Genomic DNA, 17,598 nt, shown 5'->3' with positions numbered 1-17,598 from the left:
ATTTCACCCGCGATCTCTATCGCCGGAGAGGATCTTCCGCATGAGACTGCACTCCGCTTCCCTTCTGGCTTCTCTCCTGCTCGCCGCTCCCTTGCTGTCTGTTCTGGTTCTGATCGCCTGCACCGTCGATCCCGCGCTCGCACAACCCTCCGCCGCACCGGCCCCTGCTGATCCGCCCGATGCCGTCTACTACCATGGCCGCATTCTTACCGGCGAGGGGCTCGGTGAAGGGCATTTCCGATTCGTTACCGCCCTGGTTCTCAGCCGAGGCCAGATCGTTGCCGCCACCAGCGACGATGCCGCCCTGAAGCTTGCCGGCAGCGCAACCCGAAAGATCAACCTCGCCGGAGCCTTTGTCATGCCCGGCTTTAACGATGCTCACGTGCATCTGGCCGAGGCGGGCCGCATCAAGCTCGCCGTCAATCTCACCGGAACAACCTCGCTCGACGATATGAAAGAGCGCGTGCGGCTCGCAGCTATGGCAACTCCGCCCGGGCAATGGCTGGTCGGAGGCGGCTGGGACCAGACCCTCTGGCCCGCCAAGGTTCTGCCGGCACGTTCGGACCTTGACGCGGTCACACAGGGCCATCCTGCGATCTTCACGCGCGTAGACAGTCACATCGCCGTGGCAAACTCCGCCGCTCTCGCCGCCGCTGGCATCAGCCGCAATACCGGCAATCCATCCGGCGGCAGCATCGATCGCGACCCACACGGAGAACCCACCGGCATCCTGCGCGAAGAGCCTGCCATGAAGCTCGTTTGGGACCACGCCCCGAAACCCACCGAGGCACAACGGCGTCGCGGTCTGGAACTGGCCATGGCCGATGCCGTCATTCATGGCGTCACCTCGGCCCAGGACAACTCCGATTGGGAGGACTTCCTGGTTATGGAAACGATGGAGCAGGAAGGAAAGCTGCCGCTGCGGGTCACCGAGTGGCTGCCCTTCGATGCCCCGCTCGACCAACTGAAGCAGCAGCAGGCCGCCCACCCCGCTGACGATCCCATGCTGCATACCGGCATGCTCAAGGGCTACCTGGATGGCTCTCTCGGCTCCAGAACAGCGGCGATGCTGGAGCCCTATACCGACGATCCCGCGAACTCCGGCCTGCTCCGCTACGACCAGGCCACGCTCAACATGATGACAACGGAGCGGGCGCAGGCCGGCTTCCAGATCGGCTTCCACGCCATCGGCGACCGCGCTACGGAGATGGCGCTCCGTGCCTTCGCAGCCGCCGAAGCCTCTGCGAAGAAGGCTCCGCAACCCAACGCATCACTCTGGCAATCCACGCGCAACCGCATCGAGCACGCACAGGTCGTCAACCCGGCGGATATTTCGCGCTTCCGCTCGCTTCATGTCATCGCCTCCATGCAGCCCAATCATCTGCTCACCGACATGCGCTGGGCGGAGGCCCGCCTCGGCCCAGCGCATGCGAAGCATGCCTACGCATGGAAGGCATTTCTGAACGCTGGCGTTCCACTGGCCTTTGGAACCGACTACCCGATTGAGCCGGTCACCCCATTTCGCGGAGTGTATGCCGCGGTTACCCGCAAGGATGAAGCCGGAAAGCAGTCCTTCTATCCAGAAAACGTACTATCCCTGGCTCAGGCGCTCTATGCCTGCACGCAGGGCTCAGCCTACGCGGAGCACTCCGAGCAGTGGAAGGGCAAGCTCACCCCCGGCTATGCCGCGGACTTCATCGTTCTCGATCGCGACCTGACCGCTATTCCCCCGGCTGAGATACTGAAGACGAAGGTGCTGCGCACCATCGTAGGCGGCAACCAGGTCGCTACCGGCGGCATAAGAATCGCGGGCAGCAAGTAGCCTGCTCTCCCGCAATCGGACGAGCGAAGCCATCCCGCCTCTCCCCCTTCTCGGGCCGTATCCGCTACCATAAAGTCAGCAGAAATTCAGGAGCTTCCGCTATTTACCGCACTCGCGCCCACATCCTGATGCTCGGTGTCGTCTTCATCTGGGGATGTACCTTCGTCCTCGTCAAAAACGCACTTACAGACATCTCACCGCTACTCTTCAACCTGTTGCGGATGCTGCTTGCGACCATCTGCCTCGCGCTGGTCTATCGCCGCCATCTGCGCGGTCTCACCCGCCGCGCCTGGTGGAGCGGAATGCTCGTCGGAGCGTGTCTTGCCATCGGATATCAGTTCCAGACGGCTGGCCTTAAGCTCACCACGCCATCAAAATCGGCGTTTCTTACGGGAATGGTCGTTGTCATGGTTCCGCTGCTCTCCGCGGTTCCCTGGCTTCGCGCCGGCGGAGCGCACGCACCCCGCTGGAATGTCTGGATTGGAGCCCTCCTCGCCTTCGCGGGAATTGTGCTCCTAACCTCGCCGCCATCCTCAGGCCATCGCCTGGTCTCTGACTTTGCCGCCATCAATCTGGGAGATGTGCTGTCCATCTTCTGCGCACTGGGCTTCGCCCTGCATGTCATCGCCCTGTCGCATACCTCTCCGCGGATTCCGTTTCAACAACTTGCCGTGCTGCAGATCGGCTTCTGCACGCTGTTTATGGCCCTCAGCATGCCGCTGTTCGAGCATCCCTGGATGCACCTCACCTCGCGGCTGGTTCTCGCCATCGTACTGGCTGCCGTTCTGGCAACCGCAGCAGCGTTCACCATCCAGTCCTGGGCCCAGAAGTATCTTCCGGCCACGCATACTGCGCTGATTCTGACCCTCGAACCGGTCTTCGCCTCGATGACATCCTTCGTCTTTCTTCATGAGCGTCTGGGGCTTCGCGGCTCCATCGGCGCGATTCTCATTCTCGGCGCTATTGGTCTCACCGAATTGATTCCGACGCCTATACAACCAACTGCTCACGAAGGGGTTCCACTGGAAGAGAGGGGATCGTTGTGACTGTTTCCCCCGTTTCGCGTCTAAATGGGAAACAGTGCGTGAACCCTCCGGGGTGGGCCGTTATACTGTTATGACGGACGCTGTGCTCTGTGGACTCCCCGGAAAGTCCTGACTACAAGATCGTTTCGAAAGATATGAGGTAAGACCTGAATGAATTCGTTGCTCGAACGCTTCCGTGTTCGCCGGCTTGCATCCGTCTTCACCATCCTCGCCACGCTCTCTGTCGGTGTCCTCGTTGGCTCGGTCATCACCCACGGCGTCAAAGGGAAAGAGGTACAGGCAGATAGCTCGGATGCCACCCCGTTGAAGGTCCCCAATCCCGTTACCCTCTCCAACACCTTTTCGCAGATCGCGAAAGAGGTTGGCCCTGCCGTCGTCAACATCAATACGGAGACCCTGCCGAAGCAGCAGAGTGCCCGCGGACGGCGGAATCCCCATGGACGCGCAATGCCGACTCCCAATGGCCCCGACAGCGGCGATGAAGAAGGCGATGGCAGCGGCCAGGATGGCCAGAACTTCCAGGACTTTTTTAATCGCTTCTTCGGAGGCGGTGATGGCGAGGACGGCATGGATGATGGCGGCGGCATGCGCCAATCCCTCGGCTCCGGCTTCATCGTGGACCCCAAGGGCTACATCATCACCAACAACCACGTCGTCGAGAAGGCCGATAAGATCTACGTCAAGCTGTCCACCGATCCCGATGGCGGAGATATGGGCCGTCCGGCTCGCGTAATCGGCACCGATAAGGACACCGATCTCGCCGTCATCAAGATCGACAGCAAGGAACCGCTGCCAACCGTGAAGCTGGGCAACAGTGACGCCGCGCAGGTGGGAGATTGGGTGATCGCTATTGGCAGCCCGTTCAGCCTCTCGCAAACCGTCACCGCCGGAATCGTCTCGGCGAAAAACCGGACCATTCAGCCCGGTGCCGCAGGTCAGTTCCAGCACTTCATTCAGACCGATGCGGCCATCAACCCCGGCAACTCCGGCGGCCCTCTGGTCAACATGGCGGGCGAAGTTGTCGGCGTCAATACCGCCATTTATACGCAGTCAGCTGGCTATCAGGGTGTGGGTTTCGCCATGCCCTCCAACACCGTTATCGCTACCTATAACGACCTCATCGGTCCTACGCATAAGGTCACTCGCGGATCGATCGGAATCTCCTTCCAGCCCAATCTTCCCAGTGCCGTAGGCCGTGTCTATGGCTTTAAGAACGGCGTGCTGATCAACGCGGTTCAGCCCGGACAGCCAGCGGATAAGGCCGGCCTCAAGGCGGGCGACATCATCACCAGCGTGGATGGGAAGAAGATCAAGGATGGCGATGAGCTTGTCTCCGAGATCGCCAGCCGCAAAATCGGCTCCTCGGTCCGCCTCGGTTATGTTCGCGACGGCAAGGAAGCCACTGCCAGCGTGATGATCGGCGACCGCACCAAGGTCTTCGCTCCCGGCACATCGGCTGACAACAGTCAGGAGAACGCTCCCGGATCCGATGACGCTGGACAGGCCAAACTTGGCATCTCGGTACGCGATCTGCCAGGCGATATGGCCTCGAAGACCGGCCTTCACGGGGTCCAGATCCAGTCCGTGAAACCAGGATCGTTCGCCGACGAGATCAATCTTGTATCTGGACTGGTCATCGTCCAGATCAACAGACAGCCGGTTGCAAACGTCGAGCAGTTCCGCAACGCGGTCAACGGGCTTAAGTCCGGCTCGGACGTTGTCTTCCAGATAGTCGATCCGCGCCAGCCCAAAGGAGGCGTGAACTACGTGGGTGGCACGCTGCCGTAACCGTAGTGCCTGCCCCAAAAGTGACACCGGCGCCCGAGGATTTTCCTTGAGCGCCGGTACACGTTCCTGCATTCTAGTTAGGAAGCTGTAGTCTGCTCTGCCTGGTGCTCGATATAATTTGTATCTAAAAGAGGTTTTTTCAGATGTTCCTTCTTCGGGCAAGCTTATCCCTTACGCTCCTCATTGCGCTCGCTGCTCCCGCCACGTACGCCAGCCACTACCGCCACGCACCCACCGGCAGGCACAGCAGAACGACCGCAACCACCAGTCATAAGAGCAAGAAACCCAAGATTTCCAAGGTCAGAGGGCAGCGGCAAATCGATCCCGATCGTGCGAGAGAGATCCAACTGGCTCTGATCCACGAGAATTATCTGTCTGGTGAGCCTTCCGGCCAGTGGGACGCAGAGACGCAGGATGCGATGCGGCGTTTCCAGGCCGACCACGGCTGGCAAACCAAGATCATGCCCGACTCGCGCGCGCTCATCAAACTGGGACTGGGACCGTCGAATCCAGGTGGTTCCCGCACCGTTCCGGATGCGACGACGTTGGACGCGACACCCCGGCCACAAGATACTTCCAGCCTGCTGGACGAATCCAACACCCTGTCGGCTACTCGATCCCAGGGTCGGTAATGGGCCGATAAGAACCTCCGGGGCCTACGCCAGATCCAGCTCAGGCCCCAGCAGATCCTTCATCGTCTCCCTCCGGCGAATGAGGCGCGCCTTCTTCCCTTCAACCAGAACCTCGGCAGGTCTTGGGCGCGTGTTGTAGTTTGAGCTCAGCGACATGCCGTAGGCTCCCGCATCCAGGATAGCGACCAGATCGCCCTGTTCCACCGGAGGCATCTCGCGATCCCGGGCAAAGAAGTCTCCCGACTCGCAGACGGGACCCACGACATCGACGACGCGCTTGCGACCAGCCCTCGGCAGCAGAGGCACAATCTCGTGGTGCGCCTGGTAGAGCGAGGGCCGAATCAGGTCATTCATTCCCGCGTCCGTCACTACAAACGTCTTCTTGCCATTCTTTTTCACGTAGAGCACTCGTGCCACCAGCGCTCCTGCCTGCGCCACCAGAAAACGGCCCGGCTCCAGCAGCAGTTTCACGGGAACTCCTTCCAGCGCGCCCGTCATCGCCGCGGCATATTCCGCCACCTTCTCCTCAGCGTGAAAACTGTATCCCGCGCGATACTCAATACCAAGTCCCCCTCCGGCATCCACACTCCTGATCTGGATTCCGTCGGCATGCAGCTCCCGCACCAGCCTGGCGACACGCGCCATCGCCGCACCGAACGGCTCCGCCGACCGGATCTGCGAGCCGATGTGGACGCTGACACCTGTCGGCTCCAGCCAGCGCGACGCCACTGCCTCGCGATAGATGCGGCGAGCGGCATGGATGTCGATCCCGAATTTGTGTTCCCGCAAACCCGTGGAAATATACGGGTGCGTCTCCGCGAATACATCCGGATTGACCCGCAGGGCAAAGCGTGCGCGCCGTTTCTTCTTCTTCGCCCTCTCGGCCAGCACGGCAAGCTCCGCTGCACTTTCCACGTTGAAGATGAGAATGTCCGCATCCAGCGCAAGGTCGATCTCCGCGGCGGTTTTGCCCACTCCGGAAAAGACCACCCGCGTTGCCGCTTCCCTGCTGACCGCAAGCACGCGCTCCAGCTCACCACCGGAAACAATATCGAACCCGGAGCCGCGCTCGTTCAGCAGCCGCAGGATTGCCAGGCTGGAATTCGCCTTCACCGAGTAGCAGACAAGGTGGTCGGTGCTGGCGAAGGCTTTGCCAAACATCTCCAGCCGCCCCAATATCTCATCGGCGGAGTAGACATAGAGAGGCGTGCCAAACTTGCGGACAAGGCTGTCCATCCGTAAAGGTCCGCAGTGCAACGGTGCATTTTTTCCGGGATAAAGAAAAGGTCGATTCGAGTTCAAGGAGCCTCAGCGCAACGCAAATTTACAAAGAGTTGCTTTGAGACTATCGAGGATTACGGATTTTTCCAAACCGGCTTCCGGCTGTTTCCCAGTCCGACCTTAACGATACTTCCGGTCCAGGAAGTGGCCGAGCATCGTGCCGACGCGCTCTGGTTGTTCCAGCGCTGCATAATGACCGGCGTCGGAGATCATGTGGTATTCCGCGCCGTGAACCAGTTGGCCGAGCACCTCCATCTCCGACGGCGAGCTGGAAGTATCCTCACCGCCTGCCACGGCCAGCAGCGGTACGTCGATCGTCTTGATGGTGGGCATGGAATCCGGCCGGTCTCCAAGCGCCCGCTGGATCTCGATCACCGCTTCGGGTTCCATCCGCATCATTTCGCGAACCGTTCCCGCAAGCGCGGGGTTTCGCTGCCTGGCAGAAGCGCCCAGCAGAGACTGCGCCATCGCATCGAAGAATTTATCCGTCCCGTGTGCCTGAATCTCCGCGATCGTCTCCTGCCGCCTGGCCTTGCTTGCCGGGCTGTCCGGCTGGGGCTTGCTGCAGAAGATGGCCATGCCGGCTATCCGCTCCGGAGCCTGACGCCACAACTCGTAGAGCACATACCCACCGATGGAGCAGCCGCAGAGGAATGCCTTTTCAATCTCCAGCTTGTCCAGCAGCCGCAGCGCGTCCTCCGCCAGCACCCGTATCGACAAAGGGGCCCGTCCCGTCGCATCTCCCAACTGCGACCGGCCATGTCCCCGCAGATCCGGCAGGATCAGGTGGTAGCCCTCGACAAAGGCAGCCATCGGCAGCCAGAAGCGATGGTCCACCGGCGTTGGATGGAGCAGCACTACCTCAGGTCCATCTCCACTGGTGGCGTAAAAAAGCTCTGTCTCTCCCGAGCGGTAGATCATGCCGCGTCACCCCTCATCGAATTCTAAGGCAGCTACTACGATGATGGGGAGACATTACCCGGTGGCACGCTCGTCGTCGATGGCAGGCTCAACGGATCTTCCGGCATGGCCAGCCACGCCACGATGTAGGCAACCTCCGGCACTGGGAAGATGAAGATGCCGCCCACAACCATCAGGATGCGGATCAGCAGAATATCCCAGCCGTAGCTTCTTGCAAACCCCGCGCAGACGCCTGCAATCTGCCGCCCCTCCCGGGGACGCGTCAGCGGACTCCGCACAGCCGGTACAGGCTGCCCGGAGAAACCGGTCGCCGTTCCACACGACGAGCAGAAGCGAACATTTTCAGGTAGGCTGGCGCCGCAACTCTTGCAATACATTGCCATAGATTCCTTTCGATCCGCGCGGTCAGCCGCGCGCTCCCTGTCTTTTCAGTTACGCACGCTTGTGCAGGAAAGTTCCACCGCCTTTTTGCCTCTGCTGTCGGTGGCTCCGAGCCCTCGGCAATCAGCTTCTACCTGCCCGAGTAGGGTGACCGGATATACTTGCGCGCCAGGTCGGCCTGGGTCGAATCCGGTCCAGCGTTGATTGCCGCACGATAGCTATCGAGCGCCCGGTTCCGCTCCTTCATCAGATCAAAAACTTCTCCCGCAGCTACCAGGGAACGGCGCTTCAACTCCGCTCCCGTTCCCGGCTCCCATGCCGCATGCTGGTATGCGGCGGCGGACTCACTGTAGAGCTTCTGTCCTCGCAGGGAATCCGCCAGCCCGAACCACGCCAAATCCACGTGCGCCGACGGATAGTACCCCGGCTTGCGGGCCTGTTCCAGCAGTGTCCGGTAGGCGGCAATGGCCTGCGTTCCCTGGCCCGCGTCCTTCAGCAGGTTGGCCTCCTCTACCCCAAACAGAAAACCTCGTGGATACGCCTGTTTCAGTTGGCGAGCGACTTCGACGGCCTGCCCATACTTACCCTCGCGCCGCAGAAAGAGAGCGATGACCGTCTTCGATTCCACTTGCGTGATTACGCCCCGGCTGGCGCAGTCCCGCAGCATTCGCATGCCGGTGTCCTTCGACCCATGAATCCCGACGAAGCCGATCATGATCTTGAATGGCAGCGGCAGAGCCCCCACCACATATTGATAGATCCCGAGCACCATCTTGGCATCCACATAGTTGGGATCGATCTCGAGCACTTTTTCATCATCGCTGCGCGCCTGATTGGCAAGGTGGAAGCCGCCGCTGAAGCCCCGCTCCACCATGGCGATGTAGGCCGCCTTCAGGCTGCGCGCCCATGCTCGCGAAAACAGGGCATCCACGTCTCGCGGATTCGCGCTCAGACGACGGTTCGCCAGATCCACGGCATGATCGGTCAGTGCGAAGATGCGCTGCCGCGCCTGGGGATCCTCTGGCGCCGGATGCTTTCCCGTCAGGAAGCCATCGTTGGCATAAAACGTCGTATCCAGCAGATCCAGGCGATAAAGTTCGCGGAATATGTTGGCATTCAGCACGTAATCGGTGGCCAGCGGCTCATCGGGATGTGTATCCGCCACGTGCTGAAACCGTGTTAGAGCACCTTCATAATCCAGGATATAAAAGCGCTGGTAGGCCTCGCGAACCAGCGGATCATAGTTCAACGGGTTCGTGCTGACACCGCCGCCATTCGCCGCAATACAAATGTTGCTGGCTGCAATCAGCAGCAGGATACCGGCGACGAGCGCCGCACTGCGCGTCCATTTCCTTCTCAGAGCCACTCTCCCTCAAGCGAGGCAACCGGGCCCTGGCAGCAGGAAGCCGTTCCACCGCTTGCCATCCAGTCTAATCTCATCGCATCAAAGGGAAAGCCTTATGGCCGGTAGATGTAGAAATGGTTAACACTTCGGATTCTGGCGTAGCCTTTTGTCATCTTGACGGAAGATCATGGCCCGGATATTTTAGCGTGTTCCTTTGTGGTTCTTAGCCTTCCGCTGGCCGGCGCCCAGTCAATGGCCTGGCTGCGTGACCAGCTCTGCGTGGCACAACGATCGTGCGAGGATTCAGAATGACGCGTCAAGCCATGCTCCGCATCCTGATAAGTCACGCCAAGGTCAATGGTTTTGAGTTTCGCAAATGGTTTCGGACGAATCTGCAACGGGAGTGGCCCGGCTCCAGTGCTGCGATCGACCTGCTCTCAGAGGGCTCACGCTACTATGCCCTTGTCTTCTCGCATTCCTTTGCCCGCTGCTTCTGGAAGCAGGGTACGCAGATGAGTTTTGTTGTCCCTGCCGTCAGCTATACCCGCAGAGACCCCAACGGCCAGATCGTCACCGTAACCCGCAAGGCATTTACCCGGAGAACCTTAAAGGCTGATGTCTGGCGGTATCACCTGCGGGAGATGGCGGTCTCCGAGGACCCCCTCCTCTACCTGCGGCGGTTCCTTCCCGTACAGGAGGATCTGAAGAGTCCGGACCACCCCCGCCGGGACCAGCGGCACCTGTCCCACCTTTCCACAAAGACAAAAAACCACGTTTGACGTGCTTTCCGTAGTTCGCTAGTGTGAGAGCAATGGCCGGAGAACCCCGCATGCCGCGGGTCTTCCTCTGCGCTTCGAGAGGAATTGGACATGCTCGGCCGACTGCTTCCAGGCGTTGCTGCCCTATTACTGTTTCCCCATGCGCTGCAATCACAAACGGGGTCCCCAGCCGCGACCCTGCCCGCAGGTTTTCCGCTGCGCATCGCCCTCGACCATCGCTACCCGATCCGCACCGGCACCCAGGTAGAGGGGCGTCTCACCTCAGCTCTCTATCTCGTCGATCACATCGTTCTACCGGTCGATACCCCTGTGTATGGAGTGGTCACCGGCCGCCATCCTGTAAAGCGAGGGCTCCGCATCAACGCCATGCTCGACGGAGACTTCACCCCGCTGGCCGAGCCTGAAGTTCAATTCGACCGGCTGCAATTGCCGGATGGCAGCCAATTGGAATTCTCCGCCACCGCCGTCAAGCGGAACGCAGTTGTCGTCCACATGTCCACCGCGGCACCCGATAACTCTCCCAAGGGCCGCGTGAAGACAGAGTGGAACGTCCGCAGGCGTGACTTCCTCCACCAATACGCCAGTCCGGGAAGAGGTGAGCGGCTGCGTCAGGTCGTATACCGGATGATGCCGTACCACCCACAGAACCTGTGGACCGGAGACCAGTTTGACGCGGAGCTGGCAAGGCCCTTGGCGATCCCTCAACCCGAAGATACGGCTGCCGCTTTGCCCCTCGCTGAGCTTTCCGGGACAAAGCCGCCCACGGGAACCATCGAAGCCCGGCTAACCGAAGATCTGACTTCTGCGAAGAGTCCGGTAGGGATGCCCGTGGAAGCCGTCCTGTCCAAGCCCCTCTTCGATCAGAAGCATGAGCACCTTCTTCTACCGGAGGGGACGATTCTCACGGGCTCGGTGGTTGAATCCCATCCCGCCGGAATGTTTGGGAAAAATGGGCAGCTCCGATTCTCCTTCCGCAAGATTGAAATGGCGGAGAACTCGATCCCAACCCATGGGGTTGTGGTTGGCGCCGAGGGCGCAAAGGGAGCCAATATCGCCATCGATTCAGAAGGCGGCACCCGCGCCACCACTCCCAACCGCGCGCTCGGCACACTCACCCTCGCCGTACTGGCCGCTGCCTCCCAGGGTGACGACGGCGGCAATCTCCTCAACTCTGCCGTCGTGAGCAATGGCTTCGGCATGATGGGCCGTTTCGTATCAATGGCCCTCGCCGATAAAAATGTCGCCTCGGGATTCGCCTATTACGCGCTGGCCAAGAACGTCTATCGCCGCTGGATCGCCCGGGGTAAAGACGTCTCGTTCCCCAGAAACACCCGCGTCGAGATTGACCTGGCAGCGCGGTAGCGATCAGCTACCCCCTGGGGCCAGAACGGAACCCAAAGAGATGGTTCATTGGCCCCTTCCCTTGCCCCATCGGGTAGGCGGCCTTCATGGCGGCGGTCACGTAGGCCTTGGCACTGCGCACAGCCGCAACCGCTCCATCACCCGCCATCAGTGCGCACAACAGCGCCGTGGAGAAGGCGCATCCCGTGCCGTGAGTCGCACTGGTGGCGACGTGCTCGCCCTCGAACCAGATCTCTTCTCCAGCCGCGGTCAGCAGAAAATCGTCAGGCCGTTCCAAGTGCCCGCCAGTAACCACCACGTTCAGTTCAGGATTGCCCCTCTCCGCCGCCATCGCCTGCAACCTGCGTGCACTGGCCGCCGTTCCCTCCCTGCCCTCGGGACGCATTCCCGTCAAAACCTCAATCTCCTCCAGGTTCGGCGTAATCCAGCCGAGATTCGCCAGCAGTTGATCCCGCAGAATAGAGACCCCGCTGCTCTCGAGCAGCGCGCGGCCTGAGGTCGAGCGCAGTACAGGATCGAGAACCACGCGGCTCCGCCCCGCCAGGGCGCACCCACTCTCCGCCAGAAAGCTGGAAACCGTGCGCGTCGCAGCCGCTGACCCGAGCATCCCGATCTTGATCCCGGCAAAGCGCACATCCGCACAGAGGCACTCCAGCGTCTCCGCCAGCAGGACGGCCTCCACCGGCTCGCAACGCCGTACGCCGAGGCTCGACTGCACCGTTAGCGCAGTGATCGCGGCCATGCCGTAGACGCCATGTGCGGCGAAGACTTTCAGGTCTGCGGTGATGCCGGCGCCCGAAGATGGATCGAACCCCGCGATCGTCAGACCGGCAGGAGGATGACGTTTCTCCGCGTCTGGTAGTAGAATTCCTTGATTTTCCGGGAGTTGGTTCATGTCGATCCTCCTGAAACCGTCGCAATACACTCCATCAAAGTATCAGGCCACGCTCCCCATTTGTTGCATCCCAGTAATATGCGATGGGCCGGAATGGCTAGCACAGTTCCTGCGATCCGGCAAGGAGAAACATGACTAAATCATTGCATCTATTTGACTTATGTTGTTCCATATCCATACAATCGTGTCTGGAGGGTTATGAGCGCTATCGCAATCACCAGTCCGAGTATCCGTTTGCCCCTTATTGCCGGAATGTTATTGACCACAGTTCTTGGTCTCACCGGCGTGAAGGCCGCTGAAAAGGCCACCACCACTAACCAGCAGTTGCAGGCAGGAAAACAACCCGAGGCGGCTACCACTCCGCAGACGCAGAAACCGCATCGTCGCTGGTTCCAGATCGGACGCGCTTCGTGGTATGGACGCTTCTTCCAGGGCCAGTCCACTGCCAGCGGGGAATCCTTCGATATGAATGGCTTGACCTGCGCACACCGCAGCCTGCCACTTGGATCCCTGATTCGCGTGACCAATCTGCGCAACCACAAAACGGTTGTTGTGCGCGTGAATGACCGTGGGCCTATCCCCAATGACCGGGTCATCGATCTATCGTATGCTGCGGCCCGTAGTCTGGGATTCGCCGCAAGAGGCATTGCACCAGTTCGGCTGGAACTTCTGGCTTCTTCTGAAAATGGAGCCATGGCGCCCTTCGATTTGCGCCCAGCCCTGCAACGCTAGAGCAGCGCCAAACAGCGACTGCTTTTTTCGATTTACAATCGATCAAGTTATGACTTCCACGGAGCGACTTCAGCCAGGTATCCCCGCGCCAGTTGTATTGCCGTCTGAGGCGCGGGAGCGGCTGATTGTCGCCCTGGACTTCCCTTCTGCCTCGGAGGCGCTGGCCCTGGTCGATCGGCTGGGCGGTGTCTGCCAGTGGTTCAAGGTTGGCTTGGAGCTCTATCTCGCAGCCGGAAACTCCATCGTCCAGGCTTTGCGGGATCGCGGCCACTCCGTCTTCCTCGATCTCAAGCTCTATGACATCCCCAATACTGTCGCTGGAGCCATTCGGTCGGTCGCCGCGCTCGGTCCGGATCTACTCACGGTGCATGCTTCCGGCGGCCCGGTCATGCTTCAGGCCGCGGCAAAGGCCGTCGCCGATAGCCCCAATGGTCCCGTTTTGCTCGCCGTCACCGTGCTCACCAGCATGGATGACAACCAGTTGCAGTCCGTCGGCGTCACCGACTCCCCGGCAAACCAGGTGCTTCGTCTGGCCAGGGTTGCCGTTGCCAGCGGGATTCGTGGTCTTGTCTGCTCGCCGGAGGAGGTGGCGCAGCTCAGGTCCGCACTCGGTCCAGAGATTCTGCTTGTCACCCCCGGAATCCGCCCCGCAGGCGCCGAGGTTGGAGACCAGAAACGCATTGCTACTCCAGGCGCGGCCATCACCGCCGGAGCCAGCTATCTTGTTGTGGGCCGCCCGATCACGCAGGCGCCTGATCCTGCCGCCGCCGCCCGGGCCATTCTGGACGAGATCGCGACAGTCAGCCAGCCAGTCAGCAAGACTTCAGATTTATAGAGTCCAAAGGCGGGCTATAGACAGCAAAAAGCCCGGCGTTTGCCGGGCTTTTCTCTTATCGGATCGCTGACTCGTACAACCAGCTCTCGCTTAAAGCTTTTCGTTGAACTCGCAAGCTGAGCAGGAGATATACACTCCGCCCGGAACCCCACGCTCGCGGTCCTTGACGCGCTTCACAATCCGCGTCGGCTTTCCGCACTTCGGACAATCCGTCGACTTCGACGTGTCCATCATTTTCTGACGATTAGCGATCTTGGCAATTTTGGCCATTGGAAACTCAGTTCTCCTCAAGATTGTCTTTGCACACACGCAGCGGGGATCCCCTTCTGCGCGGCTACGACTTCTCTAGACTACCCGATATTCGGTTTCTAAGCGTGCGATAATATCCGCCGCGAATCCTATAGGCCCTCTGCCAGTTTGCCAGGCTCCTAAAACCATTGCGATTTTCCTTGAAGACGGTGGCCGATAACCCCTCCCGATAGAGCGAATATGCGGGATGTATCCAGCTTCCGCCCAGATCCCATGGCTTGGGACTGCCGACAAAATGATAGATTCCGGGCAGTTGCGCAGGATCCTCCGCCGCAGAATAGGAAAACAGGTGCACGTTGTACCTCTGATCCAGGGGAGCAAACCTCCCCGCAAAGGTCGCAATCAGCGCCGTCTGATCGGCCGCGACCAGATCGTTGGGATATTTGCGGCAAAACTGGAAGATCCTCTCCGTCCAGTTTTGCGCCCGCCACTCCGGCAAGTTGAACAACATTACGCCGGAATTGAGGCCAGGGGTCTCCGGCCGGAGCCCCAGCCGCGCATAAAAGGCCCTCTCCGGGTAGTAACCGACCCTCGACCGCGGCACAAATCCGGCGGCCCAGTGTGCCATGTCGAGGTGCGCAAGCGGAGCCACGTCCGTGAAGGTGATGGTGTCGGAATCCACGTAGAGCAGGCGCTCCGCGTCGATCAGATCCGGAAGCGCCAGCCTGTAGTAGGCCATCTTGTTTCCGTGCAGCGGGCGAAAACCCGCAAACATGCTCTCCGGCGGCGCAGGCAGAAATCGAGCCTCATAGGGACGCTGCACCAGATCGAGGGTCCGGCACAGCTTGGCGCGCCGGGCCTCGTCAAAGTCCGGCAGCAGGAGATGGAAGACAACCGTCCAGCCCTCCCCGGTCCGCGCGAGCAGCGAGGACGCCGCGACGTGCAGCGGCGCTTCCATATTGCTGTCTGCACAGAAAGCTACGTCGAACTTCAATTGGTGTGCCCCCCAAACCGCGGCGTGGCGCCGGCGCAGCAGCAAGAACAACCAGCCACTCTACACAATGTAAACGAGGCGATTGGCGTAGTTAGCGATGACGTAACTACTTGGGGGCCGAATCGTTGGAGGCTGGATTGGAGGAGGCTGGATCGGAAGTGACAGGAGGCTGCTGTAGATCCGGGGGAATCTGGCGATCCTTCCCCAGGTCCTTGGGGAACTGGACAGGCCCCATCGCGCCGGGGCTGGTATCGCTGGGCAGCTTTTCGCCGGGATTTTTCAGGGAAGGCGGAGCCTGCCTCGCCGTATCCTGGTCAGACGGGACATCGCCAAGCCGAACCTGATGGGTGTGAGCCTCCTCGGGCTGCACCATCCCTTCCACTTCATTCTTATCGCGAATCACCAGCTCCTGCCCCAGCTTGGCGATCTCCACGCGAATCACGCGGTTCCCATTGATGCGTACGAACTCGACGTCCTTGGGCGGCTCGCCATAGATCCACTCTTCGTAGGGCATCTGTCCCTCAATCTCGCGGGACTTGTGGTCCGGTTTGCCGATGGCGTAGATCACCATCTCCGTGCTCATGCCCACCAGCACCTCGTGATTCAGAATCGCGTTTTTCAACTTCGGGGGGAGTGGATCGACAAACGCCTGCAACGGAGTCTTAAAGGTGAAGTCGAGAATCGGCCCAAACAGAGCCTTGACCTGCGCCCCTGTCAGCTCCGGCACCTCCCGCTCAAAGAGAAGCGTCACCCGCGATCCAACCGGCTCCTCCGCCTGATCATTGACGATAGGCGTGGTCGTGGAAGTGCCAATCTCTATATGCCGCAGCCATTTATGTTTGCGATCGGGGCCGCCGTTCAGGTCAAACACAATCCGGTTATGCTCGATCTTCACATCGGTGATCACCACCCGATCCCCCGGCTTCACCGAAACGCCCTTTTCCTCCAGCGCGTGCAGATAGTTGGTTCCATCGGGATCGAAACTCCCGTTGGCCCGCAGCACCAGCCCGCGGCTCCCCTTGGGGACGGGGCGCACCGCGAACCCCTGCTCTGCTTGCAGCAGGCGGAGCAGCTCCTGGCGTGTCTTTCCGGTTAGGCGATTGTTCGGCAGATCGATGTGCGTGGGCTGAATCGTCGCATAACGGGCATACGTCGAATTGGGACCGATCGTCAAAATCTGCGCAGGCAAATCCCTAATACCCATCGCCAGCAGCATCACGCCACAGGCAATCGGAATCGGCGTACCACGCGGAAGCAGACGGCGCACCGGGAGGCGGGTCATAGTCCTCACTCACGCTAAGAATCGCGCGATTCCGCTCTGATGGCAAGAGGAGGAGCCGAAGTCGTTGAAGTGTTGCAGTAGACCCTAGATCGGGGGTTCGGTCTCCGCCGGCAATTCGGCTTCGATCTTGCCCGGGGCTTCAGACCGGGGCTCCGTTCCAGCTTCCATCTTCTGTGGAGACGGCGCGATCACCGACGGGGATTGCGAGGTCACGGCTGCAATCTGCACCAGATTCGACGCGGCTGGCTCCGCGGATTGAACCTGTGCTGCCTGATGCATTCTCGTCGCGGCCGCATCCAGGTCAACCGGAATGCCCCCGGGCACGATCACCGGCTGCGCGTACTTCCACGCGTACTCGCGTGTGGTCTTTACCAGGACCACCAGAGCCACCACCAGCACCACTACAGCGGTCAGGCTGCCTTCGGGTCCGTAGCTGCCCCCGGTCAACCACCTTGGGCCGATCGAATTGCTCTCAATCACAGCGGAAAAATTCAGGCCGCTGACCGGCAGTCCGAAGAGCACCGCCATCACCGTATTCCAGCCAAAATGAAATCCCCAGGGAAGCCAGAGTGCCCGCGTCTGCAGGTAGGCCGTCGCCAGCAGGATTCCGCTCAGCACCGTTACCAGCGTGCTCGCGCTGGTCGCACCCGGATTGCGCAGATGAATCAGTCCGAAGAAGAGAGCCATCAGGATCGTGGCCGTAGTGGGACCAATCGCTTCGATCAGGCGCTGAAAGGGATATCCGCGAAAAGCTACTTCCTCGCCAAGAGACGCAATGGCGAGCACCACAATATTGAGCAACAGGATTCCGAATTGACGCGGAGTGCTCCAGAGAGTGATGACCAGGTCACCGGCGAGCGCGATCGGCAGGACACAAGCCAGCACGCCTCCCCACCCGAGCGCAACGCCAAGGCCAAACTCGCGCTTCCAGCCTTCACGCCGGAACAGGCCCATCGCCTTGACCGGCTCGCGCTGCAACTGGAACGCGTACCCCATGCCCGCGTAGCCAATCACCAGGAGGAACAAAAGCAGAGTTCGCGATATAAGCTCGCGCCAATCCCCGCTGGTCAGTCCCCGTGCCGCACTCGCAGAGAGCACCTGCGCGAACAGGAAGTACATCATCGCGACGATGAAGAAGCCTAAGGCGCGAAGCCTGTCCAGGCGTCCAAGGTTCCTACGCGGGCCGAATTCACTCAACAGGAACCCCCTCGATCGACCAAGCTGCGGTATCCCCGGCACACGATCCGGGTCTTT

The 17,598-nt window shown here is 60.5% G+C and carries 17 protein-coding genes; 8 read left to right on the top strand and 9 right to left on the bottom strand.

The features are described 5' to 3' along the window. Positions 1 to 40 precede the first annotated feature (40 nt). The 4 genes from VM554_15385 (at position 41) to VM554_15370 (ending at position 5,288) form a co-directional block, all read left to right on the top strand. Positions 41 to 1,822: an amidohydrolase gene (locus tag VM554_15385; protein HVJ09759.1), complete on the top strand. Its 1,782-nt coding sequence runs from the start codon at positions 41 to 43 to the stop codon at positions 1,820 to 1,822. A gap of 128 nt (positions 1,823 to 1,950) precedes the next feature. After that, positions 1,951 to 2,868: a DMT family transporter gene (locus VM554_15380; GenBank protein ID HVJ09758.1), complete on the top strand. Its 918-nt coding sequence runs from the start codon at positions 1,951 to 1,953 to the stop codon at positions 2,866 to 2,868. Positions 2,869 to 3,018: 150 nt separating this feature from the next. Then, a complete protein-coding gene (locus tag VM554_15375; protein HVJ09757.1) occupies positions 3,019 to 4,656 on the top strand; it encodes a Do family serine endopeptidase in 1,638 nt (545 codons plus the stop codon). 143 nt (positions 4,657 to 4,799) lie between these two features. Beyond that, positions 4,800 to 5,288 (top strand): peptidoglycan-binding domain-containing protein, encoded by a 489-nt coding sequence (locus VM554_15370; GenBank protein HVJ09756.1) that lies wholly within the window; start codon positions 4,800 to 4,802, stop codon positions 5,286 to 5,288. Positions 5,289 to 5,312: 24 nt separating this feature from the next. On the opposite strand, the gene lysA is transcribed toward VM554_15370, so the two are convergent. From lysA to VM554_15350, 4 genes are all read right to left on the bottom strand, one after another. Further along, positions 5,313 to 6,545, bottom strand: coding sequence for a diaminopimelate decarboxylase (lysA, locus tag VM554_15365; protein ID HVJ09755.1), 1,233 nt, complete (start codon positions 6,543 to 6,545; stop codon positions 5,313 to 5,315). A gap of 144 nt (positions 6,546 to 6,689) precedes the next feature. Further along, on the bottom strand, positions 6,690 to 7,490 hold the full coding sequence (locus VM554_15360; protein HVJ09754.1) for an alpha/beta fold hydrolase: 801 nt from the start codon (positions 7,488 to 7,490) through the stop codon (positions 6,690 to 6,692). A 35-nt stretch (positions 7,491 to 7,525) separates the two neighbouring features. Next, entirely contained in the window at positions 7,526 to 7,873 is a 348-nt protein-coding gene (locus VM554_15355; GenBank protein HVJ09753.1) for a PspC domain-containing protein, read from the bottom strand. 128 nt (positions 7,874 to 8,001) lie between these two features. Beyond that, positions 8,002 to 9,237 (bottom strand): hypothetical protein, encoded by a 1,236-nt coding sequence (locus VM554_15350; GenBank protein ID HVJ09752.1) that lies wholly within the window; start codon positions 9,235 to 9,237, stop codon positions 8,002 to 8,004. Between the two features lie 287 nt (positions 9,238 to 9,524). On the opposite strand from VM554_15350, the gene VM554_15345 reads away from it, so the two are divergent. Beyond that, positions 9,525 to 9,995 carry a hypothetical protein gene (locus VM554_15345; GenBank protein HVJ09751.1) on the top strand — a complete coding sequence of 157 codons (471 nt, stop codon included), beginning with the start codon at positions 9,525 to 9,527 and terminating at the stop codon, positions 9,993 to 9,995. 90 nt (positions 9,996 to 10,085) lie between these two features. After that, positions 10,086 to 11,357 (top strand): hypothetical protein, encoded by a 1,272-nt coding sequence (locus tag VM554_15340; GenBank protein HVJ09750.1) that lies wholly within the window; start codon positions 10,086 to 10,088, stop codon positions 11,355 to 11,357. A gap of 7 nt (positions 11,358 to 11,364) precedes the next feature. Here the strand turns inward: VM554_15340 and thiD are convergent, their stop codons facing one another. Next, positions 11,365 to 12,252 (bottom strand): bifunctional hydroxymethylpyrimidine kinase/phosphomethylpyrimidine kinase, encoded by an 888-nt coding sequence (gene thiD, locus VM554_15335; GenBank protein HVJ09749.1) that lies wholly within the window; start codon positions 12,250 to 12,252, stop codon positions 11,365 to 11,367. Positions 12,253 to 12,450: 198 nt separating this feature from the next. On the opposite strand from thiD, the gene VM554_15330 reads away from it, so the two are divergent. Both VM554_15330 and pyrF read left to right on the top strand, forming a co-directional pair. After that, positions 12,451 to 12,984 (top strand): septal ring lytic transglycosylase RlpA family protein, encoded by a 534-nt coding sequence (locus tag VM554_15330; protein HVJ09748.1) that lies wholly within the window; start codon positions 12,451 to 12,453, stop codon positions 12,982 to 12,984. A 49-nt stretch (positions 12,985 to 13,033) separates the two neighbouring features. Continuing rightward, positions 13,034 to 13,819 carry an orotidine-5'-phosphate decarboxylase gene (pyrF, locus tag VM554_15325; protein HVJ09747.1) on the top strand — a complete coding sequence of 262 codons (786 nt, stop codon included), beginning with the start codon at positions 13,034 to 13,036 and terminating at the stop codon, positions 13,817 to 13,819. 90 nt (positions 13,820 to 13,909) lie between these two features. On the opposite strand, the gene VM554_15320 is transcribed toward pyrF, so the two are convergent. The 4 genes from VM554_15320 to VM554_15305 form a co-directional block, all read right to left on the bottom strand. Then, positions 13,910 to 14,089 carry a hypothetical protein gene (locus VM554_15320; GenBank protein ID HVJ09746.1) on the bottom strand — a complete coding sequence of 60 codons (180 nt, stop codon included), beginning with the start codon at positions 14,087 to 14,089 and terminating at the stop codon, positions 13,910 to 13,912. A 64-nt stretch (positions 14,090 to 14,153) separates the two neighbouring features. Continuing rightward, positions 14,154 to 15,062 (bottom strand): glycosyltransferase family 8 protein, encoded by a 909-nt coding sequence (locus VM554_15315; protein HVJ09745.1) that lies wholly within the window; start codon positions 15,060 to 15,062, stop codon positions 14,154 to 14,156. 106 nt (positions 15,063 to 15,168) lie between these two features. Next, entirely contained in the window at positions 15,169 to 16,344 is a 1,176-nt protein-coding gene (locus tag VM554_15310) for a hypothetical protein (GenBank protein HVJ09744.1), read from the bottom strand. Between the two features lie 84 nt (positions 16,345 to 16,428). After that, a complete protein-coding gene (locus VM554_15305) occupies positions 16,429 to 17,541 on the bottom strand; it encodes a type II CAAX endopeptidase family protein (GenBank protein HVJ09743.1) in 1,113 nt (370 codons plus the stop codon). Positions 17,542 to 17,598 lie beyond the last annotated feature (57 nt).

This window comes from Acidisarcina sp., assembly GCA_035539175.1.
Lineage (GTDB): Bacteria > Acidobacteriota > Terriglobia > Terriglobales > Acidobacteriaceae > JANXZS01.
This window is presented reverse-complemented; position numbering and strand designations above follow the sequence as displayed.